The organism is Caballeronia udeis, from assembly GCF_001544555.2.
In the GTDB taxonomy this organism is placed as follows: Bacteria; Pseudomonadota; Gammaproteobacteria; order Burkholderiales; family Burkholderiaceae; genus Caballeronia; species Caballeronia udeis.
The window spans coordinates 76,162-94,568 of sequence record NZ_FCOK02000022.1 but is presented as its reverse complement, the minus strand read 5'-3'; the positions used below and the strand labels follow the sequence as shown (position 1 = coordinate 94,568).

Annotated in this window: 16 protein-coding genes; 6 read left to right on the top strand and 10 right to left on the bottom strand. The window is 58.7% G+C overall.

The window, feature by feature from the left end; genetic code table 11:
* Positions 1-181 precede the first annotated feature (181 nt).
* From AWB69_RS17665 to AWB69_RS17620, 10 genes are all read right to left on the bottom strand, one after another.
* The gene (locus AWB69_RS17665; protein WP_062086999.1) at positions 182-961 is read right to left on the bottom strand and encodes an HpcH/HpaI aldolase family protein; all 780 of its coding nucleotides are present in this window, start codon (positions 959-961) and stop codon (positions 182-184) included.
* Positions 962-1,583: 622 nt separating this feature from the next.
* Positions 1,584-2,459: an IclR family transcriptional regulator gene (locus tag AWB69_RS17660; protein ID WP_197500267.1), complete on the bottom strand. Its 876-nt coding sequence runs from the start codon at positions 2,457-2,459 to the stop codon at positions 1,584-1,586.
* Positions 2,460-2,645: 186 nt separating this feature from the next.
* Complete coding sequence (locus tag AWB69_RS17655; protein ID WP_062086995.1) at positions 2,646-3,488, bottom strand: carbohydrate ABC transporter permease; 843 nt, start codon at positions 3,486-3,488, stop codon at positions 2,646-2,648.
* A 22-nt stretch (positions 3,489-3,510) separates the two neighbouring features.
* On the bottom strand, positions 3,511-4,395 hold the full coding sequence (locus tag AWB69_RS17650) for a carbohydrate ABC transporter permease (RefSeq protein ID WP_062087064.1): 885 nt from the start codon (positions 4,393-4,395) through the stop codon (positions 3,511-3,513).
* 172 nt (positions 4,396-4,567) lie between these two features.
* Positions 4,568-5,926 carry an ABC transporter substrate-binding protein gene (locus AWB69_RS17645; RefSeq protein ID WP_231937151.1) on the bottom strand — a complete coding sequence of 453 codons (1,359 nt, stop codon included), beginning with the start codon at positions 5,924-5,926 and terminating at the stop codon, positions 4,568-4,570.
* 57 nt (positions 5,927-5,983) lie between these two features.
* Positions 5,984-7,039, bottom strand: a complete 1,056-nt coding sequence (locus tag AWB69_RS17640) for an ABC transporter ATP-binding protein (protein ID WP_062086991.1) — start codon at positions 7,037-7,039, stop codon at positions 5,984-5,986.
* A gap of 48 nt (positions 7,040-7,087) precedes the next feature.
* A complete protein-coding gene (locus tag AWB69_RS17635; RefSeq protein ID WP_062086989.1) occupies positions 7,088-8,158 on the bottom strand; it encodes a Gfo/Idh/MocA family protein in 1,071 nt (356 codons plus the stop codon).
* Positions 8,155-9,054 (bottom strand): amidohydrolase family protein, encoded by a 900-nt coding sequence (locus AWB69_RS17630; RefSeq protein ID WP_062087062.1) that lies wholly within the window; start codon positions 9,052-9,054, stop codon positions 8,155-8,157. Before AWB69_RS17630 ends, AWB69_RS17635 begins: the two co-directional genes overlap by 4 nt.
* Positions 9,047-9,580 carry a MaoC family dehydratase gene (locus AWB69_RS17625; protein WP_062086987.1) on the bottom strand — a complete coding sequence of 178 codons (534 nt, stop codon included), beginning with the start codon at positions 9,578-9,580 and terminating at the stop codon, positions 9,047-9,049. Before AWB69_RS17625 ends, AWB69_RS17630 begins: the two co-directional genes overlap by 8 nt.
* Complete coding sequence (locus AWB69_RS17620; RefSeq protein WP_062086985.1) at positions 9,573-10,754, bottom strand: CaiB/BaiF CoA transferase family protein; 1,182 nt, start codon at positions 10,752-10,754, stop codon at positions 9,573-9,575. The genes AWB69_RS17625 and AWB69_RS17620 overlap by 8 nt, the downstream gene beginning before the upstream one ends.
* A gap of 754 nt (positions 10,755-11,508) precedes the next feature.
* Between AWB69_RS17620 and AWB69_RS17615 the strand changes: the two genes are divergently transcribed.
* The 6 genes from AWB69_RS17615 (at position 11,509) to AWB69_RS17590 (ending at position 18,351) form a co-directional block, all read left to right on the top strand.
* Complete coding sequence (locus AWB69_RS17615; RefSeq protein WP_062086983.1) at positions 11,509-11,838, top strand: L-rhamnose mutarotase; 330 nt, start codon at positions 11,509-11,511, stop codon at positions 11,836-11,838.
* 143 nt (positions 11,839-11,981) lie between these two features.
* A complete protein-coding gene (locus AWB69_RS17610; protein WP_062086981.1) occupies positions 11,982-13,097 on the top strand; it encodes a porin in 1,116 nt (371 codons plus the stop codon).
* 274 nt (positions 13,098-13,371) lie between these two features.
* Positions 13,372-14,682 carry an MFS transporter gene (locus AWB69_RS17605; protein WP_062086979.1) on the top strand — a complete coding sequence of 437 codons (1,311 nt, stop codon included), beginning with the start codon at positions 13,372-13,374 and terminating at the stop codon, positions 14,680-14,682.
* A gap of 599 nt (positions 14,683-15,281) precedes the next feature.
* Positions 15,282-16,403 (top strand): extracellular solute-binding protein, encoded by a 1,122-nt coding sequence (locus tag AWB69_RS17600; RefSeq protein ID WP_062086977.1) that lies wholly within the window; start codon positions 15,282-15,284, stop codon positions 16,401-16,403.
* On the top strand, positions 16,400-17,626 hold the full coding sequence (locus AWB69_RS17595) for a CaiB/BaiF CoA transferase family protein (RefSeq protein ID WP_062086975.1): 1,227 nt from the start codon (positions 16,400-16,402) through the stop codon (positions 17,624-17,626). The genes AWB69_RS17600 and AWB69_RS17595 overlap by 4 nt, the downstream gene beginning before the upstream one ends.
* Entirely contained in the window at positions 17,623-18,351 is a 729-nt protein-coding gene (locus tag AWB69_RS17590; RefSeq protein ID WP_062086973.1) for an SDR family oxidoreductase, read from the top strand. The genes AWB69_RS17595 and AWB69_RS17590 overlap by 4 nt, the downstream gene beginning before the upstream one ends.
* The last annotated feature ends 56 nt before the right edge of the window (positions 18,352-18,407 follow it).

Below are 18,407 nucleotides of genomic sequence, written 5' to 3'. Positions count from 1 at the left end.
ATCCATTTGTCGACAAGCGAACGCAATGACGTCTCTGCACTATTCATGAGAAGCTCCATGAACCCCACTCCCATTACAAAGAAAGCATCCCGCGCCGGACTTTTTTGCCTAACTTTGTCAACGAGATTTCAACCCATCCCCAAATAACTGCGGGGCAGATACATTTGTTGCCAGAGCTTCTTCACACAAGCATCGCCTTCAGGCTCCTTTGCGCCTCACGTCCACCGCTAAGAATGAAATTGAAATCTGCCCCGTAAGTCAAGATACTGAATCCCATGTCACGATAGGCACGAACATATTCCAGCGATGCAACATCAATCCCGGCCGCTATGCCATTCTTACGAGCTGCGTCGGCGACTCGGGCGCAGGCATCAAGAAAGGCAGGATGCAACGCCCCGTCTGCCCCATGCTTCAATCCCATTGACATCGCAAGATCCGCTGGACCTACGTACAGGGCGTCAACCCCAGGGACTGCAGCTATCTCGTCCAACGCTTGCATTGCCTCCTTTGTTTCGATCTGGAGAATAATTGACGTCAGAGTGTTTGCCGTCGCCATATAAGCCGCTTCGTCGACATAGTAGTTTGACGCCCTCCACGCACCAACACCGCGCTTTCCTAAAGGAGCATATTTGGCCGCTGCCACAGCACTTTCTGCTTCGCCTGGCGAACTAATCATTGGCACCATGACACCTGCCACGCCATGATCGAGAGCCGCCTTGATCAGTTCGGTACGATTCGCGCATACCCGATAAATCACCGGCAATTCGTACAGTTCAACGCTAGGTAGCAATGTGCCGAGCACGTACGGTGGGACGGGCGCATGCTCCCCGTCAAGAAGCAGAAAATCTACGCCGGTTTGTGCCAAGGCTTCGGCAACTATGGGGTGTGGGATGGACATCCACGGGCCGACTATTGGTTTCGCCGATCGTATCTGGTCAGCAAGTTGCGAACGCTTCTTCATCTTTCCCGTTCCGCTAAAAAGCAGGTCTTGTTACGAGAGCCGATTGCCACCTACCCGACTTGTCCCTAGGTTAGGGCAGCACTCGTCGATTCCACCCATTTGTGCTTTTCAAAACCTGTTACACATGCACGACTTGTACCGAAACTATTAGACGCGGTACCAGACACCGACGTCTATCGTCATGTGTTTCATGTGACGGAAAAATTGACAATTAAACGCAAATGGAAGCCACCTGTGACAGATGCGGCGCGAAGTGGCCATGTCGTTAAGAGCGCACGATCTAACTACTGCCTGCCGCGACGACGTCTCAGCCCAACCACCATTCGAGACTCCGGGCGAACCATCGCTGATCGGCCCAATTGGCGTCGTACAGGCAAATGCCTTGCGTAGTCCTCAGCTATGCTCTGGTCAGATGATCTGACCGAGCTGAGTGGATAAAGGTACAACCGAGCGTTCCCGCGATGTCCGAATCATGCACCTTCTTGACCAGCCAATAGACGTGCATGAACTTCGTTCATTAGTTGCTCGTGATCAGGCATGGTTCGCCGCAAAACATTTCAACCAAATCGGCGATCGACATCGTAGCCCCGCCCGCGCTACCGGTATATATGGTTCAGCGGCCTCAATCCGCGCCCCCTGCGGGCACCTGGTAACCGAGCGTCCGGGAGATCTCCACAGCGCCCTCCCCCAAGATTTCGCGCGCTTCGTCGAGAGAGGGTCCGCGCTGCGGGCTAATGCTTTCCATGTAAGGCATCGCGAGCGCGGCCACCACCGGGCCGTTGCGGCCCCACACCGGGTAGCCGATATTGGTGACACCCCGCACCTGCTGGCTAGGCGAGCTGGCATAACCGTCACGCGCCACAGACTCTATCGCCGCCTTCCAGCCAGCGTGATGACTTATCCGCGGCTCTCCCGACAGCAGAGCATAATCCTCGACCAGCCTCATGCGTTCCTCCGGCTGGCGAAACGCGAGCAACACCTGACCGGAAGCGGTATCGAGCAAGCCGACGACCGAGCCGGTACGCACACTGAGTGACAGCGTCCCTGGTGCATCCACGTGGGCGATCACAAGCACGCGGCCGCCCGCAAGTACCGATACATGGCATGACTGATGAGTGCGTCGCGTGATGGCCTGCATGGTCGGCAACGCTGCTTCGACAAGTGTGCGCACTGGGCGGTTGCGGTGCGCGAGTTCAAACATCTTTGACGACAGATGATAGCGATCACCCTGATCCGCCGATATCCAGCCGCTGCGTTGCAGGGTAATAACCATTCGGAAAATCTCGCTGATGCTGCGGCCAAGTCGCTCGGCAATCTCGGCCATGGACAGGCCGTGCTCCGCGTCGGTCAGCGCCTCGAGAATATTGAGCCCCTTGGTCAGCGCAGGAGCCATGTACTGGGCGCCATCGCCGTCTTCCTGAGTGGGGGGCGAAGATTGCTTCCGGCGCGAGCCTTGCGACGGGGATGGTACATGGGGCTCATCTACGGGTTTGATCATGAATTGTCCTTGACAGCTGGCCAGTGGGCCACGGATAGCCCCTACCATTCTAAAGCACGTCAACAACCGAAACGGACGACGCATGCGCAAACTTTTTTGGCACCGTGCATTCGAGGCGCGCGTGCGCCATGCGAATGCTTCGGTATAGCCTCACTGTCACACTCCTTATTATCCCAAGCGAGGCACCTATCCCTTGACGCCGCCAAGCGTCAGCCCGGCGATCAGGTGTTTCTGAACCAGAAACGTCAACACCAGCGCGGGCGCAATAATCATGACAGCCATCGCGCACATCCCCGCCCAATCAACCGTAAACTGCGCGGTGAAATCCATCAGGCCTACGGGCATCGTCTTTGTCGCCGGCGAACGGGTGAGCTGAGAAGCCAGCGCAAACTCGTTCCAACTGGTCAGGAACGCAAAGATGCCAGCAGCGGCAATGCCACCGCGAGCCAGCGGCAGCTCGATTTTCCAGAACGCCTGCCAACCGGTACAGCCATCGATCTGGGCAGCTTGGGAAAGCTCCTGTGGAATCTGGCGGAAGAAGCCGTCAATCAGCCAGATCGTGAACGGCACGTTCATCGCAAGGTAGACGAGGATCACGCCCGGCTTCGTGTCGAGGAAACCGAGGTGCGACCAGATGATGAACACAGGCAACGACAGCGCGACGCCGGGAATCGCACGGGTCAGCATCAGCCCGACGAACAGCTTGTTTTTGCCCGCAAACGAAAAGCGGGCAAATGCGTAACCTCCTGCCAGACCGGCTATGAGAGCTATCACGGTGCTAGCCAGCGAAATGATCAGCGAGTTGCGGAAATAGTCCAGCACCGGCAAAGCCTGCATGTCGCCAAGGCCGAAGATGTTGCGGAAGTTGTCCAGCGTGTAACTGGAGATATTGAACGCACTCTCGTTGCTGAGAATCGCCACGTTGGGCCTGAAGGCATTGAGCACCACCCAAAGGCCGGGCAGACAGATGACACACATGACGGCAAAGATGGCTAGCCAGAGTACGGTGGCGCGGATGGTCTTGTTCATCGGTTACTGTATCCGTGAGTTTTCAGGCTGGGTCCATGTGTCGGCGCGCTGCGGTGAGTTTCTGGAATAGGTAGATCGTGAAGCCGATCGAGAGGAGGATGGACGTGTAGCCGATTGCGTTGGCTGGCCCCATGCGTCCGTCCTCATAACCGACGCGTGCCATCAGCGTCCAGAGCAATTCCGTCCGGCCACCCGGTCCACCATCGGTCATGATCTTCACGATATCGAATGCGCGGCCCACATCGAGCGAACGGATCGTCATCGCGATCCAGGCAAAGGGCATCAGGTACGGCAGCGTGACATGCCGGAATGCCTGCCAGGCATTGCAGCCGTCAACCCTCGCGGCCTCGAGCGGATCTTGCGGCATCGACATCAAACCCGCCAGCAACAGGATGGCAAAGATCGGCGTCGAGTTCCATATTTCGGCCATTGCCAGCGAAACGAAGGCGAGGCGTCCATCGACGAGCCAGGCTACAGCATGATCGAAATGGAACAGGCGCCTCAACAGGTAGTTCACGATACCGATATTGTCATTGAACATGAACTTGAACTGGAAACCGACCAGGATCGGCGAGAACATCATCGGGAACATCAGGATCGTACGCAACGTACGCTGTCCCCACGTGACTCGGTTAACCAGGATCGCGAGTCCCAGCCCCAGTAACATCTCCAGGTTGAGAACCACGGTTACGAAAAGCACGGTTCGTCCGAGTGCGGCCCAGAAGTCGGTGTCCTGTAACAGGCGGACGTAGTTCGCCCAGCCGATGAAGTTTTCGATCGATTCGGGCCGCGTGAGCCTGTATGCCGTGAAGCTGGAATACAGCGATAGCAGCAGGGGCAACAACACCACCGCCGTCACAATTGCGATGGCGGGTAAAAGCAACACGTAAGGCGTTGATCGGCGCATGAGGTCGAGGTTCGTCAATGGAGCGGGTCACTCAGGAGGCTGCCGGCAGGTTCAAGCAGCAACTGACGGATGGATCTGGCAGGTGCGCGCTCAGGTAGCCCGGCGCAGGCACCGGATCAGGCCGGTCCAGCAGTCCGGGCCTGACACGCCCCCTACCGGGAAGGCGCCCGCATCACTTCAGCCGGCCGGAGTCCTGCAGGATATCGGTCACCTTCCTGGCTGCGTCGTCAAGCGCCTGCTTAGCTGTTACGTCGCCGATGATGGCCTTCTGTAGTTCCGGCCACATTGCATCGGACACTTCGTTCCACTCCGGGATCAACGGAGGCGTGAACGCATCCTCAGTCATCCCGCTGCTGAACGTTCGGTAGACGTCAAGCATGTACGGATCGCCCTTTCTGGTCAGCTCGTCGAGCACCTGCTTCTGGGCATCAATGCGAGTAGGAAGCAGCCCACTGCGCGCCTCCCCGACCTGGGCGTCAAGACTGGTCAGAGCCATGACGAAGTCGGCTGCCGCCTTCGGATTGTCACAGGTCCTGGTGATCGAGAAGCCGTGCAGCCCGGACCAGCCCGTGCGCTTGCCGGACGTTCCAGCCGGGGCGCGTACAACGCCCACACTCCCGGCGACCCTGGAGTTTTTCGGGTCGTTGAAATAACCTGCCCAGCCGCTCCAGTCGAGATCCATCGCCACATTGCCACTGGCGAACCCCTGGCCGACGTCGTCCCACAGGTAGTTCGGCACTCCCTTCGGCACCGCACCCGACTTGTAAAGGTCGACGAAGAAGCTCAGCGCGCGCACACCCGCGTCTGAGTTGAAAGTGGGATGCCAGGACTTGTCGAACAACTGCCCACCGTCAGCCACCAGCATTTCGTAGAATCGCCCGTTGATCGCTTCATCCTTCCCCGGGAACACGGTGCCGTAGACCGCCGGCGGCTTCGCGAAGAACCGGGCCTGCTGCTCCATCTCCACCCAGGTCTGTGGCGGCGCCAGATCCTTGCCATACCTTGCCTTGTACGCGGTTTTGTTGCCGGCGTCTTCGTAGAACTTCTTGTTGTAGTAAAGCTCGCTGATGTCCGCGTTACGCGGCAGTTGCACCAGCACGCCATTCACGGTCGAATTACGCAGCTCCAGCGCGCCGAAGTGGGCAAGATACGACGCGGGCAGCAATTGCCGCAGGTCGCGGTAGATGTCGCCGTATTGTGGTGCGAAGCTCGTGTGATTGGACATGACGCAATAGTCGATCTTGCCCGCTGCGATGTCCTGCTTGATTTCCCTGTTGAGATCGAAGAAGTTCTTGCGCGACAGAATCTCGACTTTTGCGCCGGTCTTCTGCTCCCACTTCGGAATGACGGCGGAGTACAGCGGTTCGTATTGCGCGCCGCCGACGAGTTTCACCCTCAGCGTGTATCCTTTGAACTCCTGCGGCGCAGAACTCTGCGCCGCAGCGGACACCGTCAACATCATGGCAGCAAGCGCAGCCGCCGCACCTATCGCACACGCGCACTTTTGCCTAGTAATCCGAATCAATTTCAAGATGTCTCCCTTATGTATAAGTGTGGCTGCTCAATCGCACCACCGGATAGCGCACACTCAGGCGCGCATGCGCTGACCGGTCGCCGTGTCGAACAGCAGTGCAGCCTTCGTGAGATTCAGGCGGACGGTGTCCCCGGGCCTGCAGTGCACACGCTCGCGAAGCAGCGCGCAAAGGGCGTCGCCGTCGCAGTCGACATACAGCAGTGTGTCCGCACCGGTCGGTTCGAGAACCCGGACCTGGCCAACGATCGCCCCATCGTCAGCGAGCACCAGGTGCTCCGGCCGAATGCCAACATCGACCAAGGTGCCTTCGGCGGCCAGGCCCGCGCGCACCGGTATGCGGACCGCAGTGCCAAGGATGGCATGCGCACCGCTCACAGACGTCCGCAGGAAGTTCATTGATGGCGAGCCGATAAAGCCGGCGACGAAACGGTTATCCGGGTCGTCATACAGATCGAGCGGTGAACCCTGCTGCTCGATCTTGCCCTCGCGCATGACGACGATCCGGTCGGCCATCGTCATGGCTTCCACCTGGTCGTGCGTGACATAGATCGAGGTAGTCCGCAGCCGTTGTTGCAGCGCCTTGATCTCCGCGCGCATCGACACCCGCAACTGCGCGTCCAGATTTGACAGCGGTTCATCGAACAAGAAGGCCTTGGGCTCGCGTACGATCGCGCGGCCCATGGCCACGCGCTGGCGCTGGCCGCCCGACAACTGCCGCGGATAGCGTGCGAGCAGCGGCGTGAGGCCGAGGATCTCTGCGGCCGACCCGGCGCGGCGTTGCACCTCTGACTCGGCCAACTTGCGCAAACGCAACGCGAAACTCAAGTTTTCCGCGACCGTCATGTGCGGGTACAGCGCGTAGCTCTGGAACACCATGGCGATGTCGCGATCCTTTGGCGCAAGGTTATTGATGCGCTTGCCATCGATCGCGATATGTCCTTCAGAGATTTCCTCAAGCCCGGCCACCATGCGCAGGAGCGTCGACTTGCCGCACCCGGAGGGCCCGACCAGCACGACAAACTCGCCGTCCACGATGTCCAGGCTGATACCGTGAAGTATCTGGGCCCCGCCGTATTGCTTCTTCACGGATTGAATTGACACGCTAGCCATGAGGTTTCCTGTTACGCCACATTGATATCGGATTTGTAGCCAACACATTCAGTCCAGCCGGGGAAGCGGCGTACCGCCGGAGGCGCTGGACTGGTACGCGGCCTCTACAACGGCCATCGTCTTGAGCACGTCGCGTACCGAGGTGACCAGCTCGCGATCCTCGCCCGCAACGAAACGTTGCAGGTTGCTCATCGGACCGATAAAAGCATCCGGAAACCAGGTCCCGGAGAGCGGCAGTTCCGCCCAGTCCTCGCCTCGCAACTTGATCTCGACCTTGTCCGGCTTGCCCTTCGGATAATCGAGCACGACTCCGATCTGCACCCACATCACGCCATCGGTGCCTTCAAACTTGAACATCGCCGACTGGCCATGCTCGCCGTGCGCATAGTTGTGATTGAGCGACAAAGACACACGCGCACTGTCGCCGTAGTTGAGGACAATCGATGAGCGCGTGCTCGTCAGCTTTGGGAAGCGCGCGTCAGGCACCGTCAGCGCATACACGCCTTGCGGTTCCCCAAGCAGCGACCGGATCAGGTCCACGTAGTGGATCGAGTGCACCAGGATCTCGACGCGGTCCAGGGTTTCGAGAAACGGAAACAGATGCCACGGGTCCGCGATGTTGAGATGCACGTCAATGTCGCTGATCCGCCCCAGCCAGCCACGTCGTATCGCGTCACGTACCGCCAGCATGGAGGGAGCAAAGCGCAACTGGTGATTCACCGCAGCGACGAGACGCTTGCGCTCGCAACACCGCACAATGGCCTGCGCATGCGCAAGGTCGTGCCCCATCGGCTTCTGGATCAGCACCGCGGCGCCATCCGGCAATGCTTCGAGCACCGGGAGCATCGCCGAGGGCGGCGATGCGAGGTCGAACACCACGTTCGGCTCGCGCACGGCGTCGTCGAGACGCTCGAATACCACAGGAATATTCCATCGGGCGGCCGTGTCGCGCGCCTTCTCGACATCGAGGTCGTACACCCCGGCGACGCGGAAACCGGCCTTCCGGTAGGCCGGTAGATGGGCGTCGTTGACGATGCCGCCAGCGCCAATGATTACAATCGGTGCCGGGTTCGCCGGCTTGTCCCAGCCCTGGCGCAGGGTTCGAATGTCGAACGTCATCTCTGCCTCATGATGTCGGTGCTCATGGCAGGTTTCAGGCGATACAGTCGAATGGCGTTGCCGTGTGCGAGCGCGTCGAGTTCCACGTCGCTGCACCCCTGCAGCAGACAGTCCGTTACAGCCCTCCATACGGGCAGGCCGCGCGTCAGATTGCATATCGGGAAATCGCTTCCCCAGACGACGCGTTCCCATCCGAAACACTCGATGGCGTGCTCGACGAAAGGCCGAAGATCCACTGCAACACTCTCGACGTCGTTAATAGGCCAGCGGGCCGCATCGCCATAGGCAATCAAGCCAGAGATCTTGCAGAACACGTTCGGCAGTGCGGCCAGGGCCTTGATGTGCTCCCGCCAAGGCGACAGTTCCCGAGCCATCACATTTGGCACACCACAGTGGTCCAACACCATTGTCACGTCCGGGCAGGCTCGAGCGAGCTCGATGGCAAGCGGCAGTTGCCGGGCCAGCACGCACAGGTCAAAGGTGTAACCCACTGTTGGCAAAAGTCGCAGGTTGCGACTAAACACTTCGGATAACGACACATCGTCGGGCATCGTATGCAACACGCGACGCAAACCATGCACACGCGGATTGGCCTGCTGCGACTCCAGAAAACTCGGGAACTGTTCGCTTTCCGGCCGACACGCAGCAATCGCTCCAACTAGCGGCGAACCCGGGATATCCATCAGCTGGCTGATCAGTCTGGTCTCAAGCGCGCTTTCGGACTCGCGCACGTCTGCTTCCATATGCAACGCCCGCGTAATGCCGTTGGCCTGCGCGAGCGGCATATAGTCCTCCAGCGCAACCCGGCCTTTCAGGGCGTCGTAAGAACAGGCCCAGTCATAGTGCAGCGATTCGACGTACAGCAGGTGCAAATGGGTGTCGATCCATTCACGCATGATCGGTCCCATTTGCGTGCGTTCGAACTCCTTCTGGATCGCGGTATTTCACGGTCTGAATGTGTTCGCAATACAGGATCAGTTCACCGTCATTCTTGAAAACCTCATAGGAGGCACGGTAAAGCCCCATGGTGTCGCTCTTCGGGCCCTTCTCAAGATCGGTCTTGATCGTATAGATCGTGTCGCCAATGAATACTGGTCCGATAAAGCGCAGCCGATCATAGCCATAGCTGAACGCGTTGCAGCAGTTTGTTGCCACCAACCCCAGTCCAACACTGAAGACCATCGCGCCGGCGATCAGACGACGTCCAAATGCCCCCTGCTCGCGGGCAAACGGTTCGTCAGCAACATAGGGATGCATGTCCATCACGAGTGCATTGAACTGCATGCTCTCCCCCTCCGACAGGGTGCGCCGGATCGAACGGATCTGGGTGCCCGGGACGATGTCCTCCCAGTACCAGTCCTCCGCATTCCAGATGCGGATGCTGCCGTGTAGTTCACGGGGTGTCTGGTGTCCCTTAGCCATGACTGTTCTCCTTCGGGCCGCGCAGATAGTGCGCCTCGACCCATTCGTTGTGTTCACCCACTTTCGGCGCGGCCATTGCTGATGCGGGCCGGACACCGTCAATTCGGATCGGACAGCGTGTGGTGTGAACAGTAGCGCCGCTGTCGAGCACCACATCCTGCAGGAAGTCGAGCACGCGGAACCCTTCGTGCGCCAGCAGTTCCGGCCAGGTCATCACCGGCGCGCACCAATAGTCCACCGGCACCAGCCGGTCCATCCAGTGCTGGGTCGTTTCGCTCGATAGATGCCCGGCAATGATCTCCTTGATCGCGTCCCGCTCGCTGAACCAGCGACTGCGGTCAAAGTAAGGTTCCAGCGATGAGCAGGCGATCGCCTGCGCGAGCTTCTCGAGCGGGCCCATTGCAAGCGCGATATGTCCGTCACGGGTGGCATAAAGGCCATATGGTGCCCCAAGGTAGGCATGCGCATTGTTCACGAACGATCGCTGCGGCACCTTTCCGCCGTCGTTCAGGTGGGTAGTTAGCACTTCGAACTGGAAATCGAGTGTCGACTCCAGAAGGCTGACTTCGACCTGGCCGCCAACGCCGCGCAGCGAGCGTCTCAACAGACAAGCCAGAATCCCCTGAACCAGGTGGGCGCCGGTCAGGATGTCGGCAAGCGCCAGGCCCACTGGCACAGGCCCTTGCGATCCGTCGCCATTGAGCCACACCAGACCGCTGCGGCTCTGCGCGAGCAGGTCCTGTCCCGGCAGATCCGCCCAGGGACCGCGAGGTCCGTAACCCGTTACGCTGCCGTAGACGATCCGTGGGTTCAGCTTGCGCACAGTCTCAAAGTCAAGACCGATGCGCGCCATCACTCCAGGCCTGAAATTCTCGATCATCACATCAGCGCGCGCGATCAGCCGCTTGACCTTCGCCAAATCCTGAGGGTCTTTGAGATCAGCTGCGTACGAGCGCTTGTTACGGTTGATCGTATGAAACAGCGAGCTGTCCCCCTCCGTCTCAAGGTCTGAAATGTACAACTGGCGGCCCAGTTCACCAGTTAGTGGCCTCTCTATCTTGATTACCGTGGCGCCCAGGTCGGCAAGCCGCAATGCCGCGCTCGGACCCGACAGAAATTGACTGAAGTCGAGCACGAGCAAGCCGTCCAGCGTGGATGTGTCCGCCTCACTCATGCACGCCTCCCGCAACGTGGAAATGACACCCTCGATGCAGGCGCGCTGCGACGAGCTGGGCGACAGACGAATTAGTGCGTCCCCGGCCGAAAAAAGCGTTGCCGGTACTGATGGATATGCTCAGGAAGTTCATGGAGACAGTCGAGATTGGATGACTGGATTATTCCATATATGAAAGTTACTTCCATAGGCAATAACCCCGACAAACACCACAGACAGATTCATCGAAGTACGTCGATTGGGCACGAGGAACACCATCTTCTAATGCACCTTGACCAGAAGGTGTCGCCCTCAGGCGCTCCAATGGCCCGATCGATCGTCAATCAAGCGATTTTAATGAGAATCCTCCAACCTGGATGAGCAGCAATCCTGGGCACGACGACCTTACGCATGCTCGACGCGGGAAGCCTTCCCCGTGCAAACACTTATGGATGAAACACATTTTTATGTATTAAATCTTCAATCATGAAATTAATTTCCATATATGAAACTAGCGAGGCGGCATGCCTGGAACACCGTTTCCGCATCGGGAGCCTCCGGACCGGCGACTGCTTTCCCTGATGTCGGTCCCCAGTTCGACTGGTATTGGTTGGAAACCGCCTTCTTATTTGCGATGGATACGCCCTCCCGCCGTCAGCACCTGGAATCGCAATCGCAATCGAATGGGACTGGAAGCAAATCCGCGCGCTAACCGTCGCCTGGGCGGAAATCCGCCAGGACATGTTTCATTCATAACCAGGAGGGAGTCTCCGTCATGAAGCGTTACGGCATGGTGATTGGCATCAGGTCCGAGGCGATTGCCGAATACAAGCGCCTACATGCAGCCGTCTGGCCGGGTGTGCTGGAACAGCTCCGCAAATCCAATATCCGCAACTACACGATCTATCTGCGGGAGCCTGAGAACCTGTTGTTCAGCTATTTCGAGTATCACGGTGGCGACTTCGAAGCCGACATGGCAGCGATGGCTTCTGATCAGGAAACCCAGCGCTGGTGGGCGATATGCATGCCCTGTCAGCTGCCGCTCTCCACCCGCCTGCCCACCGAGCAGTGGACCATGATGGAAGAGGTTTTCCACATGGATTGAAATTGCGCCTGATTTAAAACAGGCGCCCTTACCCCAATCCGCCTGACTGCTCCCGCCTATACGCAGATCGTCGCCGCGCTGGCGCCGATTGGGGAAGTCGCGCGCCATCGCTTTATAGACCAAGGAATATGGAGACCTTTCAAATGAAGAAGCTGCTTTTAATCGTTTCGCTCGCGTCTGTCGCTGTCGGCGCTCACGCACAGAGCAGCGTCACGCTCTATGGCGCAGTCAATGGGGATATCGAATACATGTCCGGCATACCGGTTGCGAACGGTGGGACAAAGTCGCGTGTGCGCGCGGATCCTGGTGACTGGTCCGGCAGCATACTCGGGCTGAAGGGCAGCGAAGATATAGGCGGAAGGACGAAGATCGTATTTCAACTGGAGCAGGATCTGAATTCCATGAACGGCACCGCGGGGGCCGGCAGCAGCTTCTTCGACCGGTACGCGACGGTGGGCGCATCCAACGATGCATTTGGCACCCTGCTTCTCGGCCGCGAGCTGGCCATCGCCAATGGAGTGTGGGACTTCGATCCGCTTTCCCAGAGCAGTTGGTCCTCGGGTTCACTGGTGCGCGGACGCAACTGGCAGAAGTCCAGCAACAATATTTCATACCAGTCGCCGAAATTCTCCGGCCTGGATGTCTACGGGCAATATTCGTTGTCGAACGCAACGAGCTGGAATGGAAACGGAACGACACCCCAAGGTCGCCAGGATGGCGTGCAACTGACGTACTCCGCTGCGCTGTTCCAGGTGCGCGGCATTTACGACGAAATTCGGGACCCGCTCAATGGACAGCTCGACAATCCCTTCACGGCCTCACGCGAATACTTCATCGGCGCAAATCTGTTTCTCGGCCAGTTCAAGCTGCAGGCTGCCTATACGGCCGAACGCACTTCCGGCGGCGTGATCACCCCAGCGGGTTCACAGGGCTCCCCGACGACAGCCGACATGGAATGGGGCGGCGTGACCTGGCAAGCTACGCCGGCTGCCGCGCTGATCGCGGCGGCCTATCACGTGAACGCGAACAACGGCGGCGGCAACGCAACGATCTACACGTTGGGCGGCTCGTACAACCTGTCGAAGCGGACTTTGTTCGACATCCAGATTGCAACCGTGCGCAACAGCAAGACGGCAAACTTCGGTCTTGACGCCAACAATGAAGGCCCAGGTGGCCTGAACAACGGCACCCTTAACGAAAATCCGGAGCCCGGCCGCGGCCAGACTGGCGTGTACGCCGGCATCCAGCACTCCTTCTAGCGACACCTCACTACTCAGCGCCTTAAACACGGTAAGACATCGTTAGCGCAAGGTCGATGCTGCAGATGCTCGTCAGATCGCACCTGTGACATCGACGCACCGGACAACCAGCGGCCAGTAGGCAATCCACTTCAAGAAGTCTGGCTTGGCCACGAACATCTCCGTCTCGTTGAATGGCGTTACACGTCTGGATAAGCGTGATGACAGGAGTGGTGATGGCGAACGCAACACGCACCCAATTTGGCGGTGCACGACATATCAACGGAGATGAGACATGTCCAAGGCAGCCGTAAACGAATCTCAGGCACTTGAGCGTGCAGTACGAAAAACCACCGGTCGGCTCTTGCCATTCCTCACAATGTTGCTGGTCCTATGTTTTCTTGACCGCGCCAACATTGGCTTTGCCAAACTCTCGTATCAGGCTGACACCGGAATCAGCGACGCCGCCTACGCGCTTGGGTCCGGCATCTTCTTTATCGGTTACGCGCTCTTTGAGGTGCCAAGCAACCTTATGCTGCAACGCACTGGTGCACGTGCGTGGTTAAGCCGAATCATGGTCACATGGGGACTGGTATCCGCAGCAATGATGTTCGCCACGTCACCCATTTCGCTTTATCTGTTGCGCTTTTTGCTAGGCGTCTGCGAAGCGGGTTTCTATCCAGGCGTACTGCTATATCTGACTTACTGGTTCCCCAGCAGGCAGCGTGCGCGTGCAACGGGGTTGTTCTACCTGGGCGTGCCCTTGTCGCTAGTGCTGGGGGCTCCTCTGTCCGGGTGGATGCTCACATGGCATGGTGTGTTTGGCCTTGCCGGATGGCAACTGATGTTCGTGGTCGAAGGACTGGCCGCCGCAGCGGCGGGCGTAGTGGCGTTCTTTTATCTCGATAACCGGCCACAGGACGCGCAGTGGCTTGATCCGGAGGAGAAGACGGCGCTCGCGGCAATGCTCGAGATGGAAGAGCGGGACAGGCTGCGCGAGATCCGGCATTCCGCCCTGGGGGTACTGAAGGACCGGCGCGTTCTGCTGTTCATTGGCGTGTACTTCTCGATCCAGCTTGGCGCTGCGCCCCTGACGTTCTATCTGCCGTCGCGACTCGCGTCCATCATGGGGGGCGAGGTAAATTTGGCAGCGGGTCTGCTCCTGGCGATCCCATGGTTATGCGCAGCGATCGCCACGCGCTGGGCCACGGTTCACGCCGATCGTCATGAAAACCATCGCTTCGTCGCCATCGCGATGTTAGCGGCGGGAACAGTCGCGCTGGCATCTATCGCTTTTATTTCAAACCCTTGGCTCATGGTGATCGCTTGTTGCATAGCCGTGCCCGGCCTGACCGCGTCGCAGCCGGTGTTCTGGAGTCTGCCGATGCGATATCTTGGTGGCACCGGCGCGGCCAGCGGAATCGCTTTTATCGTCTCGATTGGGAATCTCGGAAGCTTTGTCTCGCCGCAGATCAAGACCTATGCGGACGCGACGCTACACAGCCCCAATGCTGGATTCCTGGTTTTGGCGTTGCTAAGTTTTGCCAGTGTGCTACTGCTCGTGCGTCTGCGGCCTGCGAGGGCGGATCTCAAGCTGCAACATTGAACGACGGAAAGAGTTCTCACGTCTTCACAAACGAACTCAACCGCAAATGCAATGTCGCATTGCACTTGCGATGATCCTGCATGCCATGATCTGGATACCTTAGTATCAGACATCGACAAAGTTCGACGGGGTGAATGCGCTGCACAGTGGCACTTGTATATGGCTCCGTTCCCGGTGCGTCCGTAACAGCATCACGTGGGGATCTGATCGGAGCAGACAGCGATGCGCAAGGGCACGGTGGTTTGCGGGAAATAGGTTGACGAGGAACGGTCGCAGTGGAGCATCAGAGCCCCGGAAGTACAGCAATCGGCACGGTCATATATCTATCGCTAATGAAATAAACATTCATATCTAAAATAATATACGCGTGAAGTTCTGGGAAAACCCTAATCGACTTGCCTTCTCAGTGTTATCATAATTTCGTATATGAATTCTCATTTTACCTGCAAAACTAATTGGCTGCGGTGCCGGGCGCTCAGAGAGCCTGTCCGAATACGGGACTGCCGAAGCAGCCTGCAGTTCCATTCCCTTGGAAACATCGGCCCACAACCAGCACCGCTCCACGACGACGCGGCTAGCTAGCAACGCATACATGGAACATGACCATTATCCTCAAAGGAATGACTTGGGATCATCCTCGCGGCTATGGCCCGCTAGAGGCTTGTTCGGCGCTTTGGAAGGAAAGGACCGGCATCGAGCTGTCTTGGGACCGTCGATCACTTCAGGACTTCGAGTCGTACCCGGTCGAAAAGCTCGCACGCCAATACGACCTGATCGTGATCGATCATCCACACATCGGCCAGATCACGCGCGAGGACTGCCTGCTTCCATTCGAAGGTTACGATCTAGAGGAAGTTGCTCGCGGTACGGTCGGTAAATCGTTTCCCAGCTATGAATGGCAAGGACGGCAGTGGGCTCTCCCCATCGACGCCGCCGCACAAATACTGGCGTGGAGACCCGACCGGCTCATCAACGCACCGACGGGCTGGGACGAAGTACTGGAGCTTGCCCGCGATGGACGCGTGGCTCTTCCCATGCGGGCGCCCCACTCCCTGATGTGCCTTTACACACTGTGTGCCCAACTGGGTAGCCCCGGTTGCGTTGAAGGGCCTGATCTGTTCGATTTGTCCGTGGGCGCCGAGGTCTGCGCTCGCTTGCGCGCTCTCACGCGGCACATCGACCCGGTCTGCTACATGCAGGATCCGATTGCCATGCTCGAGCAGATGGCGCGACCCGAAGCGACGATTGATTGCGTGCCCCTCATCTATGGCTACGTCAACTACGCATGCGCAGGCTTTCGGCCAGTGAGGATCGGCTTCGCGGATATACCGACCATAGACGGCCGCCCCCCCGCAGGTTCAGCCCTAGGTGGCACTGGCATGGCGATCTCGGCTTTCAGCGCATACCAAGCGGAAGCCGTTGCCTTTGCGCTGTGGGTGGCAGGTCCTGAAGCCCAACGCGGTCCATTTGCTGCTGCTGGCGGACAGCCAGGTCATACAACGGCATGGGATGATGACGCCGTCAATGCAACGACTCACAACTTTTACAGCGCGACACGGCTTACCCTTGAGGGAGCTTGGGTGCGGCCGCGTCATGACGGATATATGCGGTTCCAGCACGCTGCGTCTGAGCGTCTGGTGCAGGGGCTGCAAAGCGGCGAGCCTGGGCGTGCACTCATCGCCGACATCAATCGCATGTTTCGGGAAAGTCTATCAGCATGAGTTCCACCTCGAACGACCTTTCGCAGTCCAGCAACCCGCCACGATCGCGCGCTCCGCTTGAAGGAATACTGGTTCTTGACATCTCGCAGTTTCTTTCCGGACCTTCGGCCGCACTGCGACTAGGCGATCTGGGAGCACGAGTCATCAAGATCGAGCGCCCCGTTAGCGGCGATATCTGCCGCACTCTGTATTTGACCGATACGGACGTGGGCGGTGACTCCACTCTCTTTCACGCAATCAATCGTAACAAGGAAAGTCTGGCACTCGACCTGAAGATGCCAGAGGATCTTGCTGCCCTAAGACAGCTGATCGCAACCGCGGACGTATTGATTCAGAACTTCCGCCCTGGTGTGATTGATCGGCTCGGCCTCGGCTATGAAAGCGTGCGTGCGCTCAATCCTCGACTCGTCTACGCCGGCATTTCCGGCTATGGAGAGGCCGGTCCATGGAGCGACATGCCGGGCCAGGATCTGCTAGCCCAGTCACTCTCGGGCGTGACCTGGCTCAATGGACATGACAACGACGGTCCGGTGCCGCTGGGCTTATCGATTGCCGACATGCTGGCCGGTCATGTCCTGACCGAAGGCATTCTCGCGGCACTCGTACGGCGCGGCATTACCGGCGAAGGCGCGGTGGTGCAGACGAGCTTGATGGAGGCCCTGATCGATCTGCAGTTCGAGTTGCTGACCACCCACCTCAACGACGGCCACCGTCTGCCCGCACGCGCGGAATTTCGCAATGCCAACGCCTACCTGGCTGCGCCCTACGGCCTGTACCCCACGGCGGACGGCTATCTCGCCTTGGCGATGATGCCCCTCGCGCAACTGGCCGACACCCTGCCCCTACCGCTCTTACATCAGTACGATGCCAAGGCTGCATTTAGCCAGCGTGACGAGATCAAGCGTCTTATTGCTAAAATGCTGATACAGCATACGACTGCATACTGGGTCGCGCGCCTTCGTCCTGCCGACGTTTGGTGTGCCGAAGTGCTTGACTGGCCGCGACTCCTCGAAAGCGAATCGTTCAGGCGGCTCGACATGCTGCAGACCGTAGTGCGCGAAGACAGCATCGCCGTCCATACAACGCGAAGTCCGTTGCGAATCGACGGTGGACGTGCCATCAGTCATCGTGCGGCACCTCGCGTAGGACAACACAGCGCCGCCATCCGCGCCGAATTCGGTCTCCCCGTTTCCTCACCACTTCCCTCTGGATCGAGATCATGAGTCTAGCTGGCAAAACTGTCCTTATCACCGCTGCCGCGCAAGGAATCGGACGCGCGAGCGTAGAAGCATTTGCGCGCGCTGGCGCGAACGTATGGGCGACTGACGTAAATGAGGGTGCACTGGCAGAGCTCGCTGTGTTGGCGGGCGTCGCCACGTGTCGACTTGACGTGCTCGATGAGGATGCGGTCAAGGCGTTGGTGGTACAAATCGGCACCGTTGACGTGCTCTTCAATTGTGCCGGCGTGGTCCACAGCGGCAGCGTGCTCGAAGCCAGCGACATAGATCTCGATTTTGCCTATGACCTCAACGTCAAGGCGATGGTGCGCACCATCCGTGCCGTGCTACCAGGCATGCGTGAGCGCAAGGACGGCGCCATCATCAACATGTCTTCCGTGGCAAGCAGTGTCAAGGGGGTGCCTAACCGCTTCGCCTACAGCGTAACCAAGGCCGCCGTAATCGGCCTCACGAAGTCAGTCGCGATTGACTACGTCAGCGAGAACATTCGCTGCAATGCGATCTGCCCCGGCACAGTGGAGTCGCCCTCATTACAGGCGCGCCTCGCAGCACAGGGCGATTACGAGACAACCCGCGCTGCCTTTATCGCGCGCCAGCCGATCGGACGCATCGGCGCACCGCAGGAAATAGCGGACCTGGCGGTTTATCTGGCTCAGGCTACCTACACCACCGGCCAAATCCACGTGATCGATGGCGGCTGGGCAATTTAACTCGCTCTAAAGAAAGGCAGCCGAAGCGAAACTATTACGTTACGCCCAGGCGGCGA

Excerpts from the sequence above, each read along its gene's own strand:
- AWB69_RS17620 (WP_062086985.1), bottom strand. The coding sequence starts at position 10,754 with ATGAGTGAGGCGGACACATCCACGCTGGACGGCTTGCTCGTGCTCGAC.
- AWB69_RS17610 (WP_062086981.1), top strand. The coding sequence starts at position 11,982 with ATGAAGAAGCTGCTTTTAATCGTTTCGCTCGCGTCTGTCGCTGTCGGC.
- AWB69_RS17630 (WP_062087062.1), bottom strand. The coding sequence starts at position 9,054 with ATGCGTGAATGGATCGACACCCATTTGCACCTGCTGTACGTCGAATCG.
- AWB69_RS17615 (WP_062086983.1), top strand. The coding sequence starts at position 11,509 with ATGAAGCGTTACGGCATGGTGATTGGCATCAGGTCCGAGGCGATTGCC.
- AWB69_RS17660 (WP_197500267.1), bottom strand. The coding sequence starts at position 2,459 with ATGATCAAACCCGTAGATGAGCCCCATGTACCATCCCCGTCGCAAGGC.
- AWB69_RS17625 (WP_062086987.1), bottom strand. The coding sequence starts at position 9,580 with ATGGCTAAGGGACACCAGACACCCCGTGAACTACACGGCAGCATCCGC.
- AWB69_RS17640 (WP_062086991.1), bottom strand. The coding sequence starts at position 7,039 with ATGGCTAGCGTGTCAATTCAATCCGTGAAGAAGCAATACGGCGGGGCC.
- AWB69_RS17595 (WP_062086975.1), top strand. The coding sequence starts at position 16,400 with ATGAGTTCCACCTCGAACGACCTTTCGCAGTCCAGCAACCCGCCACGA.
- AWB69_RS17650 (WP_062087064.1), bottom strand. The coding sequence starts at position 4,395 with ATGCGCCGATCAACGCCTTACGTGTTGCTTTTACCCGCCATCGCAATT.
- AWB69_RS17665 (WP_062086999.1), bottom strand. The coding sequence starts at position 961 with ATGAAGAAGCGTTCGCAACTTGCTGACCAGATACGATCGGCGAAACCA.
- AWB69_RS17635 (WP_062086989.1), bottom strand. The coding sequence starts at position 8,158 with ATGACGTTCGACATTCGAACCCTGCGCCAGGGCTGGGACAAGCCGGCG.
- AWB69_RS17655 (WP_062086995.1), bottom strand. The coding sequence starts at position 3,488 with ATGAACAAGACCATCCGCGCCACCGTACTCTGGCTAGCCATCTTTGCC.
- AWB69_RS17590 (WP_062086973.1), top strand. The coding sequence starts at position 17,623 with ATGAGTCTAGCTGGCAAAACTGTCCTTATCACCGCTGCCGCGCAAGGA.
- AWB69_RS17605 (WP_062086979.1), top strand. The coding sequence starts at position 13,372 with ATGTCCAAGGCAGCCGTAAACGAATCTCAGGCACTTGAGCGTGCAGTA.
- AWB69_RS17600 (WP_062086977.1), top strand. The coding sequence starts at position 15,282 with ATGACCATTATCCTCAAAGGAATGACTTGGGATCATCCTCGCGGCTAT.